The 17,650-nt window shown below is 35.2% G+C and carries 22 protein-coding genes and 1 pseudogene; 15 read left to right on the top strand and 8 right to left on the bottom strand.

Going from position 1 to position 17,650, the window contains the following annotated elements:
* Nucleotides 1-265: 265 nt before the first annotated feature.
* The 9 genes and pseudogenes from ACIEHO_RS15380 (at nucleotide 266) to ACIEHO_RS15420 (ending at nucleotide 6,556) form a co-directional block, all read left to right on the top strand.
* Nucleotides 266-832, top strand: a complete 567-nt coding sequence (locus ACIEHO_RS15380) for an anthranilate synthase component II (RefSeq protein WP_406973340.1) — start codon at nucleotides 266-268, stop codon at nucleotides 830-832.
* A gap of 341 nt (nucleotides 833-1,173) precedes the next feature.
* Nucleotides 1,174-2,166 carry an anthranilate phosphoribosyltransferase gene (trpD, locus tag ACIEHO_RS15385; RefSeq protein WP_406973403.1) on the top strand — a complete coding sequence of 331 codons (993 nt, stop codon included), beginning with the start codon at nucleotides 1,174-1,176 and terminating at the stop codon, nucleotides 2,164-2,166.
* Nucleotides 2,167-2,258: 92 nt separating this feature from the next.
* A complete protein-coding gene (gene trpC / locus ACIEHO_RS15390; protein WP_406973342.1) occupies nucleotides 2,259-3,044 on the top strand; it encodes an indole-3-glycerol phosphate synthase TrpC in 786 nt (261 codons plus the stop codon).
* A gap of 17 nt (nucleotides 3,045-3,061) precedes the next feature.
* A pseudogene (locus ACIEHO_RS15395) lies at nucleotides 3,062-3,655 on the top strand (phosphoribosylanthranilate isomerase); the annotation flags it as partial.
* Between the two features lie 33 nt (nucleotides 3,656-3,688).
* Nucleotides 3,689-4,870 carry a tryptophan synthase subunit beta gene (gene trpB, locus ACIEHO_RS15400; RefSeq protein ID WP_406973405.1) on the top strand — a complete coding sequence of 394 codons (1,182 nt, stop codon included), beginning with the start codon at nucleotides 3,689-3,691 and terminating at the stop codon, nucleotides 4,868-4,870.
* A 13-nt stretch (nucleotides 4,871-4,883) separates the two neighbouring features.
* Nucleotides 4,884-5,645 (top strand): tryptophan synthase subunit alpha, encoded by a 762-nt coding sequence (gene trpA, locus ACIEHO_RS15405; protein ID WP_406973344.1) that lies wholly within the window; start codon nucleotides 4,884-4,886, stop codon nucleotides 5,643-5,645.
* Between the two features lie 36 nt (nucleotides 5,646-5,681).
* Nucleotides 5,682-6,092, top strand: coding sequence for a DUF805 domain-containing protein (locus tag ACIEHO_RS15410; protein ID WP_406973346.1), 411 nt, complete (start codon nucleotides 5,682-5,684; stop codon nucleotides 6,090-6,092).
* Between the two features lie 6 nt (nucleotides 6,093-6,098).
* Nucleotides 6,099-6,314 (top strand): hypothetical protein, encoded by a 216-nt coding sequence (locus ACIEHO_RS15415; protein WP_406973348.1) that lies wholly within the window; start codon nucleotides 6,099-6,101, stop codon nucleotides 6,312-6,314.
* A 98-nt stretch (nucleotides 6,315-6,412) separates the two neighbouring features.
* Nucleotides 6,413-6,556: a hypothetical protein gene (locus tag ACIEHO_RS15420; protein WP_406973350.1), complete on the top strand. Its 144-nt coding sequence runs from the start codon at nucleotides 6,413-6,415 to the stop codon at nucleotides 6,554-6,556.
* Between the two features lie 96 nt (nucleotides 6,557-6,652).
* On the opposite strand, the gene ACIEHO_RS15425 is transcribed toward ACIEHO_RS15420, so the two are convergent.
* Both ACIEHO_RS15425 and ACIEHO_RS15430 read right to left on the bottom strand, forming a co-directional pair.
* Nucleotides 6,653-7,267 (bottom strand): DUF4331 family protein, encoded by a 615-nt coding sequence (locus tag ACIEHO_RS15425; RefSeq protein WP_406973352.1) that lies wholly within the window; start codon nucleotides 7,265-7,267, stop codon nucleotides 6,653-6,655.
* 19 nt (nucleotides 7,268-7,286) lie between these two features.
* Nucleotides 7,287-7,946 carry a DUF4331 family protein gene (locus ACIEHO_RS15430; protein ID WP_406973354.1) on the bottom strand — a complete coding sequence of 220 codons (660 nt, stop codon included), beginning with the start codon at nucleotides 7,944-7,946 and terminating at the stop codon, nucleotides 7,287-7,289.
* A 216-nt stretch (nucleotides 7,947-8,162) separates the two neighbouring features.
* On the opposite strand from ACIEHO_RS15430, the gene ACIEHO_RS15435 reads away from it, so the two are divergent.
* Both ACIEHO_RS15435 and ACIEHO_RS15440 read left to right on the top strand, forming a co-directional pair.
* Complete coding sequence (locus ACIEHO_RS15435; protein WP_406973356.1) at nucleotides 8,163-8,615, top strand: tRNA (cytidine(34)-2'-O)-methyltransferase; 453 nt, start codon at nucleotides 8,163-8,165, stop codon at nucleotides 8,613-8,615.
* A 70-nt stretch (nucleotides 8,616-8,685) separates the two neighbouring features.
* Nucleotides 8,686-10,569 carry a pectate lyase family protein gene (locus ACIEHO_RS15440; RefSeq protein WP_406973358.1) on the top strand — a complete coding sequence of 628 codons (1,884 nt, stop codon included), beginning with the start codon at nucleotides 8,686-8,688 and terminating at the stop codon, nucleotides 10,567-10,569.
* A 53-nt stretch (nucleotides 10,570-10,622) separates the two neighbouring features.
* Here the strand turns inward: ACIEHO_RS15440 and ACIEHO_RS15445 are convergent, their stop codons facing one another.
* Genes ACIEHO_RS15445 through ACIEHO_RS15455 form a run of 3 tightly spaced genes read right to left on the bottom strand, consistent with a single transcriptional unit; the run spans nucleotide 10,623 to nucleotide 12,331 of the window.
* Nucleotides 10,623-10,847, bottom strand: a complete 225-nt coding sequence (locus ACIEHO_RS15445; protein WP_406973360.1) for a VF530 family protein — start codon at nucleotides 10,845-10,847, stop codon at nucleotides 10,623-10,625.
* Nucleotides 10,831-11,052: a DUF6500 family protein gene (locus ACIEHO_RS15450; protein ID WP_406973362.1), complete on the bottom strand. Its 222-nt coding sequence runs from the start codon at nucleotides 11,050-11,052 to the stop codon at nucleotides 10,831-10,833. The genes ACIEHO_RS15445 and ACIEHO_RS15450 overlap by 17 nt, the downstream gene beginning before the upstream one ends.
* A gap of 4 nt (nucleotides 11,053-11,056) precedes the next feature.
* On the bottom strand, nucleotides 11,057-12,331 hold the full coding sequence (locus ACIEHO_RS15455; protein ID WP_406973364.1) for a DEAD/DEAH box helicase: 1,275 nt from the start codon (nucleotides 12,329-12,331) through the stop codon (nucleotides 11,057-11,059).
* Between the two features lie 184 nt (nucleotides 12,332-12,515).
* Here ACIEHO_RS15455 and ACIEHO_RS15460 point away from each other — a divergent pair, with 184 nt between their 5' ends.
* Nucleotides 12,516-13,148, top strand: coding sequence for a hypothetical protein (locus ACIEHO_RS15460; RefSeq protein WP_406973366.1), 633 nt, complete (start codon nucleotides 12,516-12,518; stop codon nucleotides 13,146-13,148).
* A 54-nt stretch (nucleotides 13,149-13,202) separates the two neighbouring features.
* On the opposite strand, the gene ACIEHO_RS15465 is transcribed toward ACIEHO_RS15460, so the two are convergent.
* Complete coding sequence (locus tag ACIEHO_RS15465) at nucleotides 13,203-13,889, bottom strand: uracil-DNA glycosylase family protein (protein WP_406973407.1); 687 nt, start codon at nucleotides 13,887-13,889, stop codon at nucleotides 13,203-13,205.
* A 99-nt stretch (nucleotides 13,890-13,988) separates the two neighbouring features.
* Here ACIEHO_RS15465 and ACIEHO_RS15470 point away from each other — a divergent pair, with 99 nt between their 5' ends.
* Nucleotides 13,989-14,123 (top strand): 30S ribosomal protein THX, encoded by a 135-nt coding sequence (locus ACIEHO_RS15470; protein WP_406973367.1) that lies wholly within the window; start codon nucleotides 13,989-13,991, stop codon nucleotides 14,121-14,123.
* A gap of 3 nt (nucleotides 14,124-14,126) precedes the next feature.
* On the opposite strand, the gene ACIEHO_RS15475 is transcribed toward ACIEHO_RS15470, so the two are convergent.
* Both ACIEHO_RS15475 and yaaA read right to left on the bottom strand, forming a co-directional pair.
* Nucleotides 14,127-14,852, bottom strand: coding sequence for a hypothetical protein (locus ACIEHO_RS15475; RefSeq protein WP_406973369.1), 726 nt, complete (start codon nucleotides 14,850-14,852; stop codon nucleotides 14,127-14,129).
* 27 nt (nucleotides 14,853-14,879) lie between these two features.
* On the bottom strand, nucleotides 14,880-15,638 hold the full coding sequence (gene yaaA / locus ACIEHO_RS15480) for a peroxide stress protein YaaA (RefSeq protein WP_406973371.1): 759 nt from the start codon (nucleotides 15,636-15,638) through the stop codon (nucleotides 14,880-14,882).
* 185 nt (nucleotides 15,639-15,823) lie between these two features.
* Between yaaA and trmD the strand changes: the two genes are divergently transcribed.
* Together trmD and rplS are read left to right on the top strand one after the other, a co-directional pair.
* Nucleotides 15,824-16,501 (top strand): tRNA (guanosine(37)-N1)-methyltransferase TrmD, encoded by a 678-nt coding sequence (gene trmD, locus ACIEHO_RS15485; RefSeq protein WP_406973373.1) that lies wholly within the window; start codon nucleotides 15,824-15,826, stop codon nucleotides 16,499-16,501.
* A 137-nt stretch (nucleotides 16,502-16,638) separates the two neighbouring features.
* A complete protein-coding gene (rplS, locus tag ACIEHO_RS15490; RefSeq protein ID WP_406973375.1) occupies nucleotides 16,639-16,989 on the top strand; it encodes a 50S ribosomal protein L19 in 351 nt (116 codons plus the stop codon).
* Nucleotides 16,990-17,650 lie beyond the last annotated feature (661 nt).

Consider the following 17,650-nt stretch of genomic DNA (forward strand, 5'->3'; position numbering starts at 1 on the left):
AATGTTTAATTTAGAAAAACAATTAAGTAAAAAGTAAAGCCCTCATTTTCGACCTAGTCGAAATCATCAATCTGCAGAAATAATGATGAAGGAATGAAGATGCAAAGCGAAGCTTTTAGCGGGACATTCCGTAAGCGAATGTTCCGCCGGAATTTCCTTAGATTGATTTGATTTTATGGTTCGTTTTGTATCAAGACAAAATGAACAAGAATTAATAGAATACAATAATTAAAAAGGTTCTTGCTTGAGCAGGAATGACGAAAAGATGAAAAAAGTATTAGTTATAGATAATTACGACAGTTTCACCTACAATCTAGTGCATTATTTAGAAGATTTAAATTGCGATGTTACTGTAGTAAGAAACGATAAGTTAGCTCTAGAAGATGTTGAACCGTTTGACAAAATTGTGCTATCGCCAGGACCAGGAATACCCGATGAAGCTGGATTACTAAAAGCCATTATAGAAAGATATGCCCCAACCAAAAGCATTTTAGGTGTATGCTTAGGACAACAGGCCATTGGTGAAGTTTTTGGTGGTTCCCTTATTAATTTAGATGAAGTATATCACGGTGTGGCCACTCAAGTTGAAATATGTGTTGATAACGAAACCATTTTCAAAGGATTGAAAAAAAATATTGAAGTTGGTCGTTATCATTCTTGGGTTGTAAATCCAGATTTACCAGATAGCTTGGAGCCCACTTCATTTGATGAAAACGGACAAGTCATGTCCTTGCGTCACAGAGAATACGATGTAAAGGGGGTGCAATATCATCCAGAATCTGTACTTACACCAGACGGAAAAAAGATATTAGAGAATTGGGTTAACGATTAGCTGTTGGCTATTGGCTATTGGCTATTGGCTATTGGCTATTGGCTATTGGCTATTGGCTATTGGCTATTGTAAAAAGAAATAATTTTAAATTGAACAAAAACATAAAAGTAAGTCAAGTCCCTATTTTCAACATAGTTGAAGTCTTCAATCTGTAGAAATAGAGAACGAAAAACGGAACTGCGAAGCGCAGCTTCAAGCATGAAGTTTTAAAAGCAAACGTTCCGAAGGAATTTCCTTAGATTGATTTGATTTTTTGGTTCGTTTTGTATCAAGACAAAATGAACAAGTTTAAAAAAGTGAAATTTTTAAAATTGATTCCTGCCTTCGCAGGAATGACAAATATGAAAGACATACTAAATAGACTTATAAACCACGAAACTCTTACAGCAGAAGAGGCAAAACAAGTTATTGTTAACATATCTAACGATTTGTATAACCCAAGCCAAATAGCATGTTTTCTTTCGGTCTTTATGATGCGTAGTATTTCCATTGAAGAGTTAACAGGTTTTAGAGATGCCCTTTTAGAACTTTGTGTACCCATCAACCTCAGCGATTATAATGCTATTGATATCGTGGGCACAGGAGGCGATGGGAAAAACACTTTTAACATCTCTACACTGTCGTCCTTTATTACTGCAGGTGCGGGTGTTAATGTTTCCAAGCACGGTAATTATGGGGTGTCATCAACTTCAGGTTCATCCAACGTTATGGAGTCTTTAGGTGTTAAATTTTCCAATGATGAAGATTTCCTAAAGCGCTGTTTAGACACAGCAGGCATATGTATTTTACATGCACCTCTTTTCCATCCAGCAATGAAAAACGTCGCACCTATTCGTAAAGCGTTAGGCGTTAAAACCTTTTTTAATATGCTAGGCCCTATGGTTAATCCGTCTTTTCCAAAAAATCAAATGTTAGGCGTATATAACTTAGAGCTTTTGCGCATGTATAGTTTTATTTATCAAAATACCGATAAGAATTACAATATTGTTTATGCATTAGATGGCTATGATGAAATTTCACTAACCGGAAAAGCAAAAATAGTTTCAAATCATTCCGAAAAATTGTTTTCACCAGAAGATTTAGGTATAACTCAAATAAAACAAGAAGATATTTTTGGGGGTGAGACTATAAAAGATGCTGCAGACATATTTGTTGACATTATTAGCGGAAAAGGCTCCGAAGCTCAAAACAACGTAGTTTGTGCCAATGCTGGTCTAGCCATAGCCACATCCAAACAAATTTCGCATAAAAAAGGCTTTGAAATGGCCAAAGAATCGTTATTTTCTGGAAAGGCAAAAACGAGCTTGGATAAATTAATTGAATTAAGCAGTTAGCAAAAAATAAAATTCCAAAGGAATTTCCTTAGAGTGATTTGATTTTTTGGTTCGTTTTGTATCAAGACAAAATGAACATAAACATAAAAAAAATGAACATTTTAGATAAAATAGTAATAGATAAGCACAAAGAAGTCGAGCTTCGGAAAGGTCTAATTCCCGTTTCACAACTTGAGTATTCTGTTTTGTTTGGAAGACAAACTATTTCACTGGCTAATAATTTACGAAACAGTAAATCCGGAATTATTGCTGAGCACAAAAGGCGCTCGCCTTCAAAATCTGTTATCAATAACACTTTAAATGTTCAGGATGTAGCGGCAGGTTATGAAAATGCAGGTGTTTGTGGCATGTCGGTTTTAACCGATGGAAAATATTTTGGAGGTTCGCTAGACGATTTATTAACCGCACGTGCCAGTTGCAATTTACCATTGCTAAGAAAGGAATTCATTATTGATGAATACCAAATACTAGAAGCCAAGGCTTTCGGTGCCGATGTTATTTTATTGATTGCTGCCATTTTAACCAGAGAAGAAATAAAACAGTTTTCAGAACTTGCAAAAAGCTTGAACTTAGATGTGCTTTTGGAGATTCATAACGAAGAAGAATTACATAAATCTATTATGCCCAGTTTGGATATGTTGGGTGTTAACAATAGAAACTTAAAAACCTTCGATGTTAGTCTTGACACTAGTAAAACCTTGAGCACTTTAATACCTAATGATTTTGTAAAAGTATCGGAAAGTGGCATCAGCAACATTCAAGCTATTAAAGAGTTACAGCCATTTGGCTACAAGGGTTTCTTAATTGGTGAAAACTTTATGAAAACCGATACCCCAGGTGCAAGTGCCACTGAATTTATTAAAAATTTAGGACAATGAAACTGAAAGTCTGCGGGATGAAATACCAGAGTAATATTGAACAAGTTGCAGCATTGCAACCTGATTACCTTGGATTTATATTTTATGGAAAATCTGCAAGACAATTTGATGCTGAAAACATACCAAAAACAAAAGACTCAATTAAGAAAACAGGGGTTTTTGTTGATGCAGATTTAGGGTTTGTTGTCGAAAAAATAAATAAACACCATTTAAAAGCCGTCCAATTACACGGCAAAGAATCACCTGAGTATTGTGACGTATTGCGTCATACAGAACTTGTTTTAGAATCTCAAAACTTAGAAATCATCAAAGTATTTTCAATAAAAGATGAATTTGATTTTAGCGTTCTTCAACCCTATGAGAAAGTTGTTGATTACTTCCTTTTCGACACCAAAGGGAAACTGCCTGGAGGTAACGGTTATACCTTCAACTGGAATGTTTTAAATAACTACCCATCAACCAAACCGTTTTTTTTAAGTGGTGGCATAGGAATTAATGAAGTTGATAAAATAAAAGCTTTTCAGCAAAGCGAAGCCTCAAAATACTGTTATGTCATAGATGTAAACAGTAAATTTGAAATTGAACCCGGATTAAAAAATGTTGAACTTTTAAAAGAGTTTAAAAACAAACTGAGTAATAAAACCATGAATTACAACGTAAACGAAAAAGGCTATTACGGCGAATTTGGCGGCGCGTTTATTCCAGAAATGCTATACCCCAATGTTGAAGAATTGCGTCAAAAATATTTAAAAGTGATGGCAGAACCTTCTTTTATAGAAGAGTTTAACCAGCTTCTCAAAGATTATGTGGGTCGCCCGTCTCCTCTATATTATGCAAAGCGCCTATCAGAAAAATACAATACCAAAATTTACCTTAAGCGTGAAGATTTAAACCATACTGGAGCGCATAAAATAAATAATACCATTGGTCAAATTCTTATGGCTAAACGGCTAGGAAAAACCCGTATTATTGCCGAAACCGGGGCAGGACAACACGGTGTTGCAACGGCTACTGTTTGCGCATTAATGGGCTTAGAATGTATTGTTTACATGGGTGAAATTGATATTGCAAGACAAGCACCAAACGTAGCCCGAATGAAAATGTTAGGCGCCGAAGTAGTACCTGCGAAATCGGGAAGTCGTACTTTAAAAGACGCCACTAACGAGGCCATTCGCGACTGGATTAACAACCCAGTAAACACACATTATATTATTGGTTCGGCCATTGGCCCACACCCTTATCCCGATATGGTGACTCGGTTCCAATCTATTATTTCTGAAGAAATTAAATGGCAATTAAAAGAACATGAAGGGCAAGAAAACCCAGATTATATCGTGGCCTGTATTGGTGGCGGAAGTAATGCTGCAGGAACATATTATCATTATTTGCATGAAGAAAATGTTAACATCATTGCTGTCGAGGCTGCTGGTTTAGGCGTTGATTCTGGTGAAAGTGCCGCTACTTCCGTTTTAGGAAAAGAAGGTATTATTCATGGTTGTAAAACCCTGTTGATGCAAACTAACGACGGGCAAATAACTGAGCCTTACTCGATTTCGGCCGGACTGGATTACCCAGGTGTTGGCCCCATGCATGCACATTTGGCCAAAACAGGACGGGCAGAATTTATGTCCATTACCGATGATGAAGCCATGAACGCTGGTTTAGAACTTTGTAAACTCGAAGGTATTATTCCAGCCATAGAAAGCTCGCATGCTTTGGCTATATTCGACCAAAAAACGTTTAAACCTGATGATATAGTTGTAGTAAGTTTATCAGGTAGGGGTGATAAAGATTTACAGAACTACATCGAATATTTTAAAATTTGATTTTTCATTTACAATGAACAGAATAAACCAAAAACTACAGGAAGACAAAAAACTACTTTCTATATATTTTACAGCTGGCTACCCGAGCCTTAACGACACGGTTTCCATTATTCAAGACCTAGAAAAAAACGGTGTGGATATGATTGAAATCGGCTTACCATTTAGCGACCCATTAGCTGACGGACCGACTATCCAAGAAAGTTCTACAAAAGCGCTTAAAAATGGAATGACTACTGAAGTACTTTTCAATCAGCTAAAAGATATCAGAAAGACGGTTAAAATTCCTTTAATTATTATGGGGTATTTCAACCCAATGTTGCAATATGGCGTTGAAGACTTCTGCAAAAAATGCAAGGAAATAGGTATTGACGGATTGATTATTCCAGATTTACCAGTTGATGTTTACCATGAAGAATATCAGGCCATTTTTGAGAAATATGGGCTAATAAACGTTTTTCTTATTACACCTCAAACCAGCGATGAGCGTATAAGGTATATCGACTCGGTTTCAAACGGATTTATTTATATGGTAAGCAGCGCCAGTACTACAGGTACCAAATCTGGTTTTGGGGATGAGCAAACCAGCTATTTTGAACGCATTGATAAAATGAACCTTAACAACCCACAAGTAATCGGTTTTGGTATAAGCAATAATGAGACCTTTAAACAAGCTACCCAATATGCCAAAGGCGCTATAATTGGAAGTGCATTTGTTAAACACGTAACCAATGAAGGCGTTAAGTCTATTTCCAATTTTATAAAATCAATACTATAATTGATACTCAAACAAAACTAATTAAAACTACCAATTATGAACTGGTATTTAAAAGTTATAAAAGATAACTATGCTAACTTTAATGGAAGAGCAAGAAGACAAGAATATTGGATGTTTACATTAATTCATGTCATTATCATATTTATATTAGGCTTTTTAGGAGGTGCTTTCGCCGAATCTTCCGATAATTTAATTCCACTGATTATTCTAGCAATATATTTTTTAGCTACTTTTTTACCAGGCTTAGCCGTTACAGTAAGAAGACTTCATGACACCGGTAAAAGTGGTTGGTTCTATTTGATAACATTGATACCTTACATTGGCGGTATAATACTTTTAGTTTTTACTGTAAAAAACGGTGACGTAGGCTCCAACAAATACGGCCCAGACCCTAAAGCTCCATCTATAGATGAAATTGACGATATTGGAAAACCCTTAGTAGATTAAAAAATATTGAAACTTTTTAAAGACTTTAAAATTATTATTTTGCTCTGTCTAACTTTAGGCTTAGCTCCTTTTTTTCCAGAACCACATATTTGGGGAAAATTAAAATGGCTTGTTGGTGGGGCAAAAGGTATGCAACCTATAGATTGGTTTGATGTATTTATGCATGGATTTCCTTTTATATTACTTATTTCGGCATTGGTATTGAAATTATTAAAAAAGTAAAACTGTTTTAACAGGTAAAACCAAGGTTTTAAGATACATTTAATACAATTTTATCTCATATTTCTTAAATTATAGTGAATCAAAAAAAATAGAAAATTATGGGAATTATTAAAGATAAAAAGAAATTTGAAAGAACGAAAGAACAGAAAAACCCGTTAAATCCTTCTGGTGATATTAATCAGAACAGAAACGAGTTTGATATGGACGAAAAAACTATTAAAAAGCAGCAAAACAAGAAATAATATTGTTAATGTAAAACAATAAAATAACCTATTCCTAAACAGAATAGGTTATTTTTTTGTAATTTCAAACTGATGTCTCTAAGTATAGGGATTATTTTACCATGGAGAAGCCAAGTACGGAAATGAATCCAAAAACTCTTTGTCATTAGCATCCACATTATCATCAGATAATTGAGGAAACTCAGGATTTGTTAACCCCTCTTCACCTCCAAAAATTAATATCAGTTCAACTGTAATTACATCATCTGCAAGTGCTCTACCGGTTAGTACATTTGTACCATCAAAAAAAGTTGTTGGCGATATCATTGATACAGTAAGTACATCAGTGGCTAAAGCTGTTGTAAATTGTTCTGCTGTAAAACCTAATGCGTTTGTATCAGTTGCATTATTAAATGCTGGACTCAATCCCATTAAATTAGATTGAAACATGGATTGAAATAATGCACCCTGTTCTGAAGGAATAGTAACATTAAAAGCATCTTTACTACCATTTGATACTAAAACAGTATTAATGGCTGGTCTACCCATTTGATCTTCTTGCATCCATGTTGCATCTATAAATGGATTGTCTTTATCCTTTGTTTTTTTTAATGAAAAATCTTGGCTATCAGTTAACAAATTCATTTCATCATCATTATAATTTTCTTTTTCGCAACTTAGAAACAATGTAGCTACTACAACTATTCCTAAAATATATTTTATTGTTTTCATAATTATTTTTTTTAGTAAATTATTGTTTTCTTTTTGTTTCTACCCATGTATTTATTGAATTTGAATTTCCTAATAATGATTTAGGAACTTCAATAACAACAGATAATACATTAGTGCCAGCAAAAGTATCTACGCCCTCTTCAAGAAAACCGTCAGCATTACCAGCAAGAATAGCTGAGTATTGAGCAAAATCAAAAAAGAAAGGGTCGTCTCTGGGGCCAGCAAAATATTTTATACCATTTAAAGAAGATTCAATTCTAGGTGTTTGATCATAATTGGTAATCTTCACTGAATTAACTTCTTCATTTGAATCAGAATTAGGAGTACTTACTAAACCTGTTTGGTTAGGTACAATTGGTCCTAAAAAATACATTCGTTTGTTCTTTGGAGCAGCTTGAATCACTAAATCTTCAATAGCATCACCATTAGTATCGATATTAAATTCGATCATAATGTTTTCATCAAATTGAGCTTCTTGAGTCGCTGAGGGACTTAACAAACCTTGAAGGTTAGCGACAAACACAATGTTATCTGTGTTTTCGCCCTGAAAGGCATAAAAGTCTGTGATGTCACTTTCTCCTCCTGCTACGGCTGGAGCATCGATATGATCTGCAGCAATAAAAAAGAGGATGGCTGTGATAAAAGCACCAATACCTAAATACGTTTTTAAATTTTTCATTGGATTAATTTTAATTATATAAGCAATATTGCTTACAGATGCTTACGTATTTTTTAGTTAAGCGGTTTTATATTTTTTGTAATATTTTAATTATCGTATTCTTTTTGTGTATTATTTTCACAAATAACCATTTATAAATACTAATAATTTAAGAACAATATTTATAAGTAGGGTGCCAATTAATAATTGATTTTTATCTTCGTTAAAAAGAACAATATGCCTCTTAACATTGTTTTAATAGAACCCGAGATTCCAAATAACACTGGAAACATTGGGCGCTTGGCTTTGGCTTCTGGCTCTAAGTTGCACTTGGTTAAACCTTTCGGTTTTGAAATTAATGATTCGCGATTAAAACGTGCAGGATTGGACTATTGGCAACATTTGGATATCACGTATTACAAAAATATTGAGGAGTTCTTCAAAATTAACAAAGACAAAAGCATGGTTTTTCTATCGAGTCATGGCACCAAAAACCATTGGGACATCCGTTTTGAAGATGACATGTTTTTAGTTTTCGGGAAAGAATCTGTTGGGTTACCAAAATCCATTATTGAAGCCCATGCAAACAAACTTTACAAAATTCCGCTACACAGTCCTCACATAAGGAGTTTGAATTTGGCCAATGCCGTAAGTATAATTGTTTATGAAGGATTACGGCAGTTAAATTAATTATGTTTTTTCCATAAAAACTCATAGATTTAGACTACTAAACAAACCTTGAAAACACATACACTTCACCATGAAAAAACATTTACTTTTACTTCTTTCCACTTTTATCTTAACCTTTTTTTCAACCACCTTAATCGCACAACCTAATTTTGATTTGGTTGGCTTCGCAACTGAAAACGGAGGAACAACTGGAGGGCAAGCTGGCTCAACGGTTACTGCAAACACATTTACTGCACTTAAAAATTATGCCGAAAGTGCTACACCTTATGTAATTATGGTTAATGGCACCATAGAAAACGGAGCCGATGGCGGTAGAATAAGTATAGCGTCAAACAAATCTATTATTGGTGTTGGCAACGATGCCTTCTTATACGGTATTGGTCTGGAGGTTAAAAATAACAGCAACGTTATTATTCAAAATCTAAAAATTTCACTCACTGGTGTTACCACAAGAACAGATAAAGCTGGTGTGTATTCATCAACCGGAGATAACGGCCAGCCACAAATTTTAGTAAACGGAGGCGATTGTATTTCAATTAACGGTAATTCAACAAATATCTGGATTGACCATTGTGAATTTTTTTCAGAAGATCCTAATACACAAACCAACAAAGATTTGTATGATGGTTTAATTGACATTAAAAACAACTCAGGCTTTATTTCAATTTCTTGGTGCTATATGCACGATCACCATAAAGGCGGTTTGGTTGGATCTAGTGATAGCGACCTTTGGGTAGACAGAAAAATAACCATGCACCATAATTACTACAACAAAGTATTTTTAAGAGTGCCTATGTACCGTGGTTCAACAGGTCACTTTTTTAACAACTATATTCTTGATGCGGTCGATGCCACCGAAATAAGAGCTAACACCTGTGTTCGTGTTGAAAAAAATTATTACGAGCCTTTACATTATTCTATTTACACACCTGCTGATTCGCCTGGGCAAACTGAGCGTATTGATAATATAATTGTAAGCCAAGCGTCGCGCCCATTTCCGAAGGATTGCGTTGCCGACATTCCTTATGATTACGCTGGCGCTCTAACAACCACAACGGCAGATGTAAAAACCATTGTGCCGCAGTATGCCGGTGTTGGCCAACTGGGTGATGACTGTAACAGTGATTATTTGGGTTCTGCCTACATCGACGATTGTGATACTTGCGTTGGTGGAAATACGGGTTTCGAACCTTGTGTTTTAGACTGTAATGGTGATGAAGACGGAACTGCCACAATTGATGGTTGTGGTACTTGTTCAGGTGGGAACACTGGCATAGCCCCATGCGATGAAGATTGTGAGTGGATTGAATATCAAGCGGAAGATGGTACTATGAGTGCGGGTAGTGTTGATTCAAATAACGAAGGTTTCACTGGATCGGGCTTTGTAAACACCGATAACACCACTGGCGAATGGTGGGAACATACAATAAACGTAACATCGACTGGTACGTACAATGTCAGATTTCGCTATGCCAACGGAAGTACAGACCGCCCTATGAGTATTAATGTTGACGGAAATCAACAAATTGCCGAACAAGGCTTTCCGAATACAGGAGGCTGGACCTCTTGGGTATATTCTAATTTCACATTAAACTTAAACCAAGGCGATAATGTACTAAGGTTTACGTCGCTTTCAGATTCTGGTGCAGCGAACCTTGACAGGATTGATGTTTGTTCTGGCGAAGCGTTGTCCATATCTGAACTAGAATTAGAGTCTATTGTACAACTTTATCCTAACCCGGCAAAAAACTCATTAACCATAAAATTTAAGGAAACCCCACAAAACAATACCGTAATTCAGATGTATGATAGTGTTGGTAAATTAATTATAAACGATTACCAAGTCAAAGCTTCAGAAGAAATACTGAATTTACAAAATCTAGATTCTGGACTATACTTTATAAAAGTTTCCAATACGGAAAAAACACTTGTAAAACGTTTTGTTAAATTATAGCAAAATATAAAAACCTGGACTCACTAATTAATGTTTTGAGTTCAGGTTTTCTTTTATTTTTTATTCTTGAGCATTTGTAAATACATAGCTTCCACCTTAGTGCGCGCCCATGGTGTACGCCGTAAAAACTTCAAGCTCGATTTAACTGAAGGGCTATTAGTGAAACACTTTATTTTTATATTATAGCCCATAAACTCCCATCCGTAATGTGCTACCAACTCGTTTATAATTTTTTCGAGTTTAACGCCGTGCAGCGGATTATTAGGTTGTGATTCCATTAACAAGGTTTTTAATCTTTATGGCTTTTTCAAAATGGTTTAGCTTATGGGTTTTTATCCACCACGTAGCAGCTTCCATCAATAATTCAGGGTTGTCGTTTTTGTTTTTAAAAAACGCATAAAATGAAATGCCCACATTTTCTCCTTTAGTTGCTAGCCTTTTATCGCAAACCTCAATGATTCTATCTTTTAAAACCTGTTGCATTAAATTAATTTCGTCTATCGTTGTTACGTTTTGGACGTCTGGACTTATTATTTCTACCAGTACCCGAGTTCCTGTTTGAGTTACGCGGGCTTCTATTATTTCTGTTACGTCCTTGTCCCGGTTTTATTGGCTCGGTTGAAGCGTTGGGGTCTGGTTCAAAACCTTCAACAATTTCAACTTCAATTTTTTCGCCAATAAGTTTTTCTATATCCCTTAAATAAAGGGTTTCGTCTGCACTCACTAACGATATGGCTTGTCCATCGGCTCCCGCCCTACCCGTTCTGCCAATACGGTGCACGTAATCTTCAGAAATGTTGGGCAGTTCAAAATTCACCACATGGGGCAACAACTTAATGTCCAAGCCACGTGCCGCAATATCGGTAGCTACCAAAGCCTTTACACTTCCGTTTTTGAAACCCGCTAAGGCTTTGGTTCGCGCCCCCTGACTTTTATTACCATGAATGGCCGCCGCCGAAATTCCGGCACTAACCATTTTTTTACAAAGTTTATTGGCGCCATGCTTGGTTCGTGTAAATACCAAAACCTGTTGCCAGTTACCATCAGAAATCAGTTTGATAATCAACCCTGTTTTTAAACCTTTAGCCACGCGATATACTTTTTGGCTTATCGCTTCAACCGTAGTGTTTTCCGGAGTAGCTTCCACTTGCACAGGATGGCTTAAAATACCATGCGCCAACTTTTTTATCTCTTTTGAAAAGGTCGCAGAAAACATTAAATTTTGTCGTTTGTTGGGCATCATGTTTATTACCCGTTCTATATCCCGTAAAAAGCCCATATCGAGCATACGGTCGGCTTCATCCAAAACAAAAATTTCTACCCGCTTTAGCGACAATAAACCTTGGTTTTGCAAATCGAGCAAACGCCCAGGGGTAGCCACTAAAATATCGATGCCTTTTCGTATTTGAGCCACCTGTGGTTTTTGATTTACACCGCCAAAAATAACGGCACTACGCAAATCTAGAAATTCGCTATACTCCCTAACATTGGCGTAAACCTGTGCTGCCAATTCTCGGGTAGGTGTTAAAATTAAAGCACGGATGGGCCGATATTTTTCTTTTGGGTTCTCAGATAAAATATGTAGTAAGGGTAAAGTAAAACCTGCTGTTTTTCCGGTTCCAGTTTGTGCCGATGCCAATACATCTTTACCTTGTAATACTGGTGGAATGGCTTTTTGTTGAATGGGACTTGGGTTGGTGTATCCTTTTTGGTCCACCGCTTTTAGTAAGGCTTCAGATAAGCCTAAAGATTGAAATGACATATATGGTATTTATGAAGGCGCATTATGGGCTTTGGAAAAAGCCGCTTTGGCGCTGCTATCTCCGTCCTTCTAATTAAAGTGCAAAGGTACAGCTATTTTATGGGTATTTTTTGTTTATTTGATTTTGTGGGAAAAAATGGCGATATTCGTTTAAGTATTATTACACATGTACAACTTAAAAATAATGACAAAAACAACATTACTTTTATTATGTTTATTAACAATAAACTTAATTGAAGCCCAACAAAATGCGGTTACGGAAAAAGGTGAAGAAGTAATATTATTTGATGACGGAACTTGGAAATATCAAAATGGAGACCAGTTAAAGGAAACGGAAATACCGATTAATCCGAAACACTTCGAAAAAGACCCGAAATCAACCTTTTTGCTTAAAAGCAACAATTTTAACATTGGTTTTTACTTAAATCCAAAGATATGGTCATTTAAAAAATCAATTGATAATCCCGATGCAGAATATGAACTCCAACTTAAGAATGGCGACTTATACGGAACGGTAATATCCGAGAAAGTTGAGATTCCACTTAAAACACTGAAATCAATCGCTTTAGAAAACGGGCAATCGGCGGCACCAGACTTGAAAATTGTTAAGGAAGAATATAGAATCGTAAATGATAACAAAGTATTACTTCTACAAATGAATGGGTCTTTTCAAGGAATAAAAATTTCCTATTACGGGTATTATTTTTCAAATTCAAATGGAACAGTCCAATTCCTTACATACACTTCACAAAACCTGATAGATAATTACAAAAAGGAGATTGAAAACTTATTAAACGGGTTAATTGAATTGAACTAAACATTATAAATGCCGAAAAGAATTCAGTTATAGTTCGTTGAGATTTTTAATTGATTACACACAAAAAAATTCCTTATACTGCATCACCCGAAAATCAAACGTATTAAAATTGGGGTTGTTGGCTTTTAGCTGTTTATAAAGCGATAATCGGCTTATGGAAATATTGGCTGCTCCCGAGCTTGAGCTTAATGATACGGTTTTTATTTTCCGGTTCAATTTAACAAATTCTCGCTCTTCGCTCGGAATGACGAACTGATGAATACGAGGTACTTCATTTGAAACTAATTCAAGTTCTAAACCATAATTTTTCAAATGTTTTCTGAAAAAATATTCGGGACCGTTTTTACTGTTTCCGCCCGCAAATAATAGCGTTTCGATATTTGGATATTGTTTTAAACACCTAACCATATTGCGTAGTTTTATGTTTTTCATTCCCAAATCGGTAGCATCTATTTTTTCGCGTTCGCAGCTTTCTACAATATCACACACTCCTATTTTGTGTTCAATTAAAAAAGCCTTGCGTTGCTCGACAGCTTCGTTGGAATTATCATATCGTAAATTCAGATTGTAGATTTTATCTATAAACAGCCAAAGGGAGTTGTGATAACTTCCGTAGCAAAAATCGACATCCTTTTCTAACAGTTCACCTGTTGAAAATCGTGGTGGTGGCAATGTACCCACGATAAGTTTGGTGGTATTTGCTTGAATAAATGGTTGATATGGGTGTTCGTGCTTAAACATAATATTCAAAAAAAGCTGTTTTATTTTAAAGTCAAAAATATTTGGCTAAACATGTAGATTTCGTTAAATTATATTTCAGTCAATTTAAAACCAAAAAGTATGGGAAAAGGAGATAAAAAAACAAAACGGGGAAAAATAAACCGAGGCACTTTTGGAGTGAGAAGGCCCCGAATAAAAAAGAAACCACCTATTGAAATTAAAATTAATGTAGGTGATAAAGCTAAACCGAAATAAAAATTAGTCAAGCTCTTTTAAAAGTTTGTCAACCTCAACAATAGTGTTTCGATAAAGACGCTTATTGGGTTTGGTCATGTGGCTAGACTCCATAGAGACTTCTTTAAGTATGCCTTTGGCTTCAGCTTCTTTTTTTATGCTCAATAAAAACTTAGCCAATATTAGGCGTTCTTCGTAAAAGGAATACCTAATATCTATTTGACGTAAATTGGTTTCTGCTTCTTCAATGTTACCCGTACGTTCTAATGCTAAACCATAAAGAAACTGTGTTCTTGATTTTTTAAATTCAGAATGTCCCTTTATTTTTTCGGCATATTCGATAACTTTTTCGCAATCTTCAAGATTGAAGTACGCTTCAATTAACTGTTTTGTCGCATAAAAGTTATTTTGTGATTTGTCTTCAAGAGCTTCCAAATAATGCTCCACTGAGTGATTGTAATCCTTAATTTCTAAATAAGCATCGGCAAGGTCCATCCTGTTTTGATAGGTTTCAGCAAACTGTAACCTTTTTTCTAGGTCCTTTATCTTCTTGGTAGGATTGATTATGTGAGCAACCTCATTGGTTATTTTTTCGGCATCACGTTTATTATAAACCTGTGTTATTATGTAAATAACACAACCAATTACAGGGATGAACATAATGATAAAAAACCACCAAAATGAATTTTTACGTGTAAACATGTGGTAAACACAAAAGCCCTGAAGCGCTAAAATAAGGTAATAATGCATTGAGAATCCTTTTTACAATAATAAGGGTTATCTTATAAAAACCAACTCGGTTTCTGAAGACATGGGTTCGCTAAAATTATAGCCTTCGTAATTAAAGCCTTTTAAATCATCAAGTGTTTTAGCATCAGTATCAACAATATAACGCGCCATGTAGCCACGAGCCAATTTAGCATAGGTCATAATGGTTTTATACTCCCCATTCTTAAAATCTTTAAAATTGGCAGTTATGATGGGGGTTTTCAATGCCTTTTTATCTATGGCCTTAAAATATTCGTTGCTGGCCAAATTTAAAAACAACTCACCATCTTCAAGTTCTTCGTTTAAGGCTTTGGTAATATCCTTTTTCCAGAAATCGTAAAGGTTTTTTTTAACGCCGACGGGCATTTTGGTTCCCATTTCCAAACGATATGGCTGAATTAAATCGGTTGGCCTCAACAACCCGTACAACCCTGAAAGGATACGAACGGTATTTTGGAGTTTCTCTATTTTTTCATCAGGAATGGTATAGGCGTCCAATCCGCGATACACATCACCACTAAAAGCATAAATGGCCTGGCGGGCATTACCTGTTGTAAACGGTAATTCCCTAGTTTGGTTGCGCTCGTAATTCAATTGGCCTAAAGCATCAGAAATACTCATGAGTTTTGATAAACTTTTTGCCGATTTCTTTTTGAGCAGTTTGTTCAACCTCTCTGATTGCTTTAAAAACTGTGCTTCTGTATGTTTTTTTGTTGGTAACTGACTTTCAAAATCCAACGATTTTGCTGGTGATAATACTAGTTTCATATCAAATATCTTCTTTGTTTCTGCAAATGCAGAAAACTAAATTTTCATTTTCATCAAATTTACAACTACTATTCTATTTTTAATTCTTACCGTCAAAATTATTTTAAATGACATTATAAGATGAATTTATCAAAATGAAAATACCAAACAATTAAATTATCTTTGCACATCTTTAAAGAATAGCTATGCGCATTGATATCATTACCGTTTTACCCGAATTGCTTAAAAGTCCGTTTGAAGCTTCTATTTTAAAACGTGCCATTGAAGCCGGTTTGGTTGAAGTCCATTTTCATAATCTTAGGGATTATACAACGGATAATTACAAATCGGTTGATGACACCCAGTTTGGCGGTGGTGCCGGTATGGTTATGATGGTTGAACCTATTGATAAATGTATTTCTGCATTAAAAGCTGAACGCCATTATGATGAAGTGATTTATATGACTCCAGATGGCGAAACTTTAAACCAAGGTATTGCCAACCAATTATCGCTTAAAGAAAATATTATTGTTTTATGCGGCCACTACAAAGGTGTGGACCAACGTGTACGCGACCATTTGGTAACGCGCGAAATATCCATTGGCGATTACGTACTATCTGGCGGTGAACTAGGGGCTGCTGTACTTTGCGATGCGGTTATTAGATTAATTCCAGGAGTTTTGGGCAACGAAACCTCTGCACTAACCGATTCGTTTCAGGATAATTTATTGGCACCGCCCATTTATACCAAACCTCGTGAATACCATGGCTGGAAAGTACCCGAATTGTTATTTAGTGGAAATTTACCTAAAATTGAGAAATGGCGAGAAGAGCAAGCTTATTTGAGAACTAAGGAACGCCGACCGGATTTACTTGATGAATAAAAATCAATTTTTTAAAAACTTTTGATTTTTAGCTTTTAACTATTAACTTTTTAATTATCTTTGCACCCAATTTCGGGTTAACCTCTGGCGAGAATCGTGAACGTTGTTCTGAATCAACCACTATTAATTTTAAAGATATGGAATCTTTAGTAAAATTTGTACAAGACGAATTTGTAACAAAAAAAGAATTACCGGATTTTTCGGCTGGAGACACTATTACTGTTTTCTACGAAATTAAAGAGGGTAATAAAACACGTACCCAGTTTTTTAGAGGTACCGTAATACAACGAAGAGGTTCTGGAAGTTCAGAAACTTTTACAATCAGAAAAATGTCAGGTTCAATTGGTGTTGAGCGTATCTTCCCAATCAACCTACCAGCATTGCAAAAAATAGAAGTTAACAAACGTGGAAAAGTACGTAGAGCAAGAATTTACTACTTTAGAGGTCTTACTGGTAAAAAAGCCAGAATTAAAGAAGCCAGACGCTAAGAACAATACATTTCTGCAGATGCAGTATTCAAAAAGCCTTGAAATTTTTCAAGGCTTTTTTTATTAACAAAAGTTAACAACCTGCCTTTATAACATGTTGAAAACAAATTAGTTGAAAAACTTGGCTAATTGGGTTTTTAGTTGTATCTTAGTAGAAGAAATAATAACAACATTGCGTTGGTTTCGTCTCAACAACGAATTTATATTATATTCTAAATAAGGTAACGTTCTTATAAAAAATTGTTTTTTGAGGTATTGGAGTAAACGTGTGTATGCATGTAAAGCGAAATGCCATGATATCATAAATAGAGACATATGTGCAAACAGATGTTAACTAATGTGATTGAAAGCTTAAAAAGCAACAACGAGCGAAAGCAAAAGTTGTTTAATACAAGCAATGCTATTAATAAATTTAACGCGAAAGCGAAGAGGGAGTTAATAGTATCAAGAAAAACAGTTAACGGAAACATGATGTAATAAGTCAATACATTTTGAAAATTACAAAAATGTTTCTTTGAAATAACAGCACTTGAACCGAAAGATTTGAATGAAAATTTTGAGTTTGATAGTAGAAATACTAAAAGGTCACGTTAAGTTAGTTATTTCGAAAAAGCCATGTCAGAATAGATGTAGTTCTATCGTGATATGGCTTTTGTTTTTT

It is taken from the genome of Flavisericum labens, assembly GCF_045446075.1.
Taxonomy (GTDB): Bacteria; Bacteroidota; Bacteroidia; order Flavobacteriales; family Flavobacteriaceae; genus Flavisericum; species Flavisericum labens.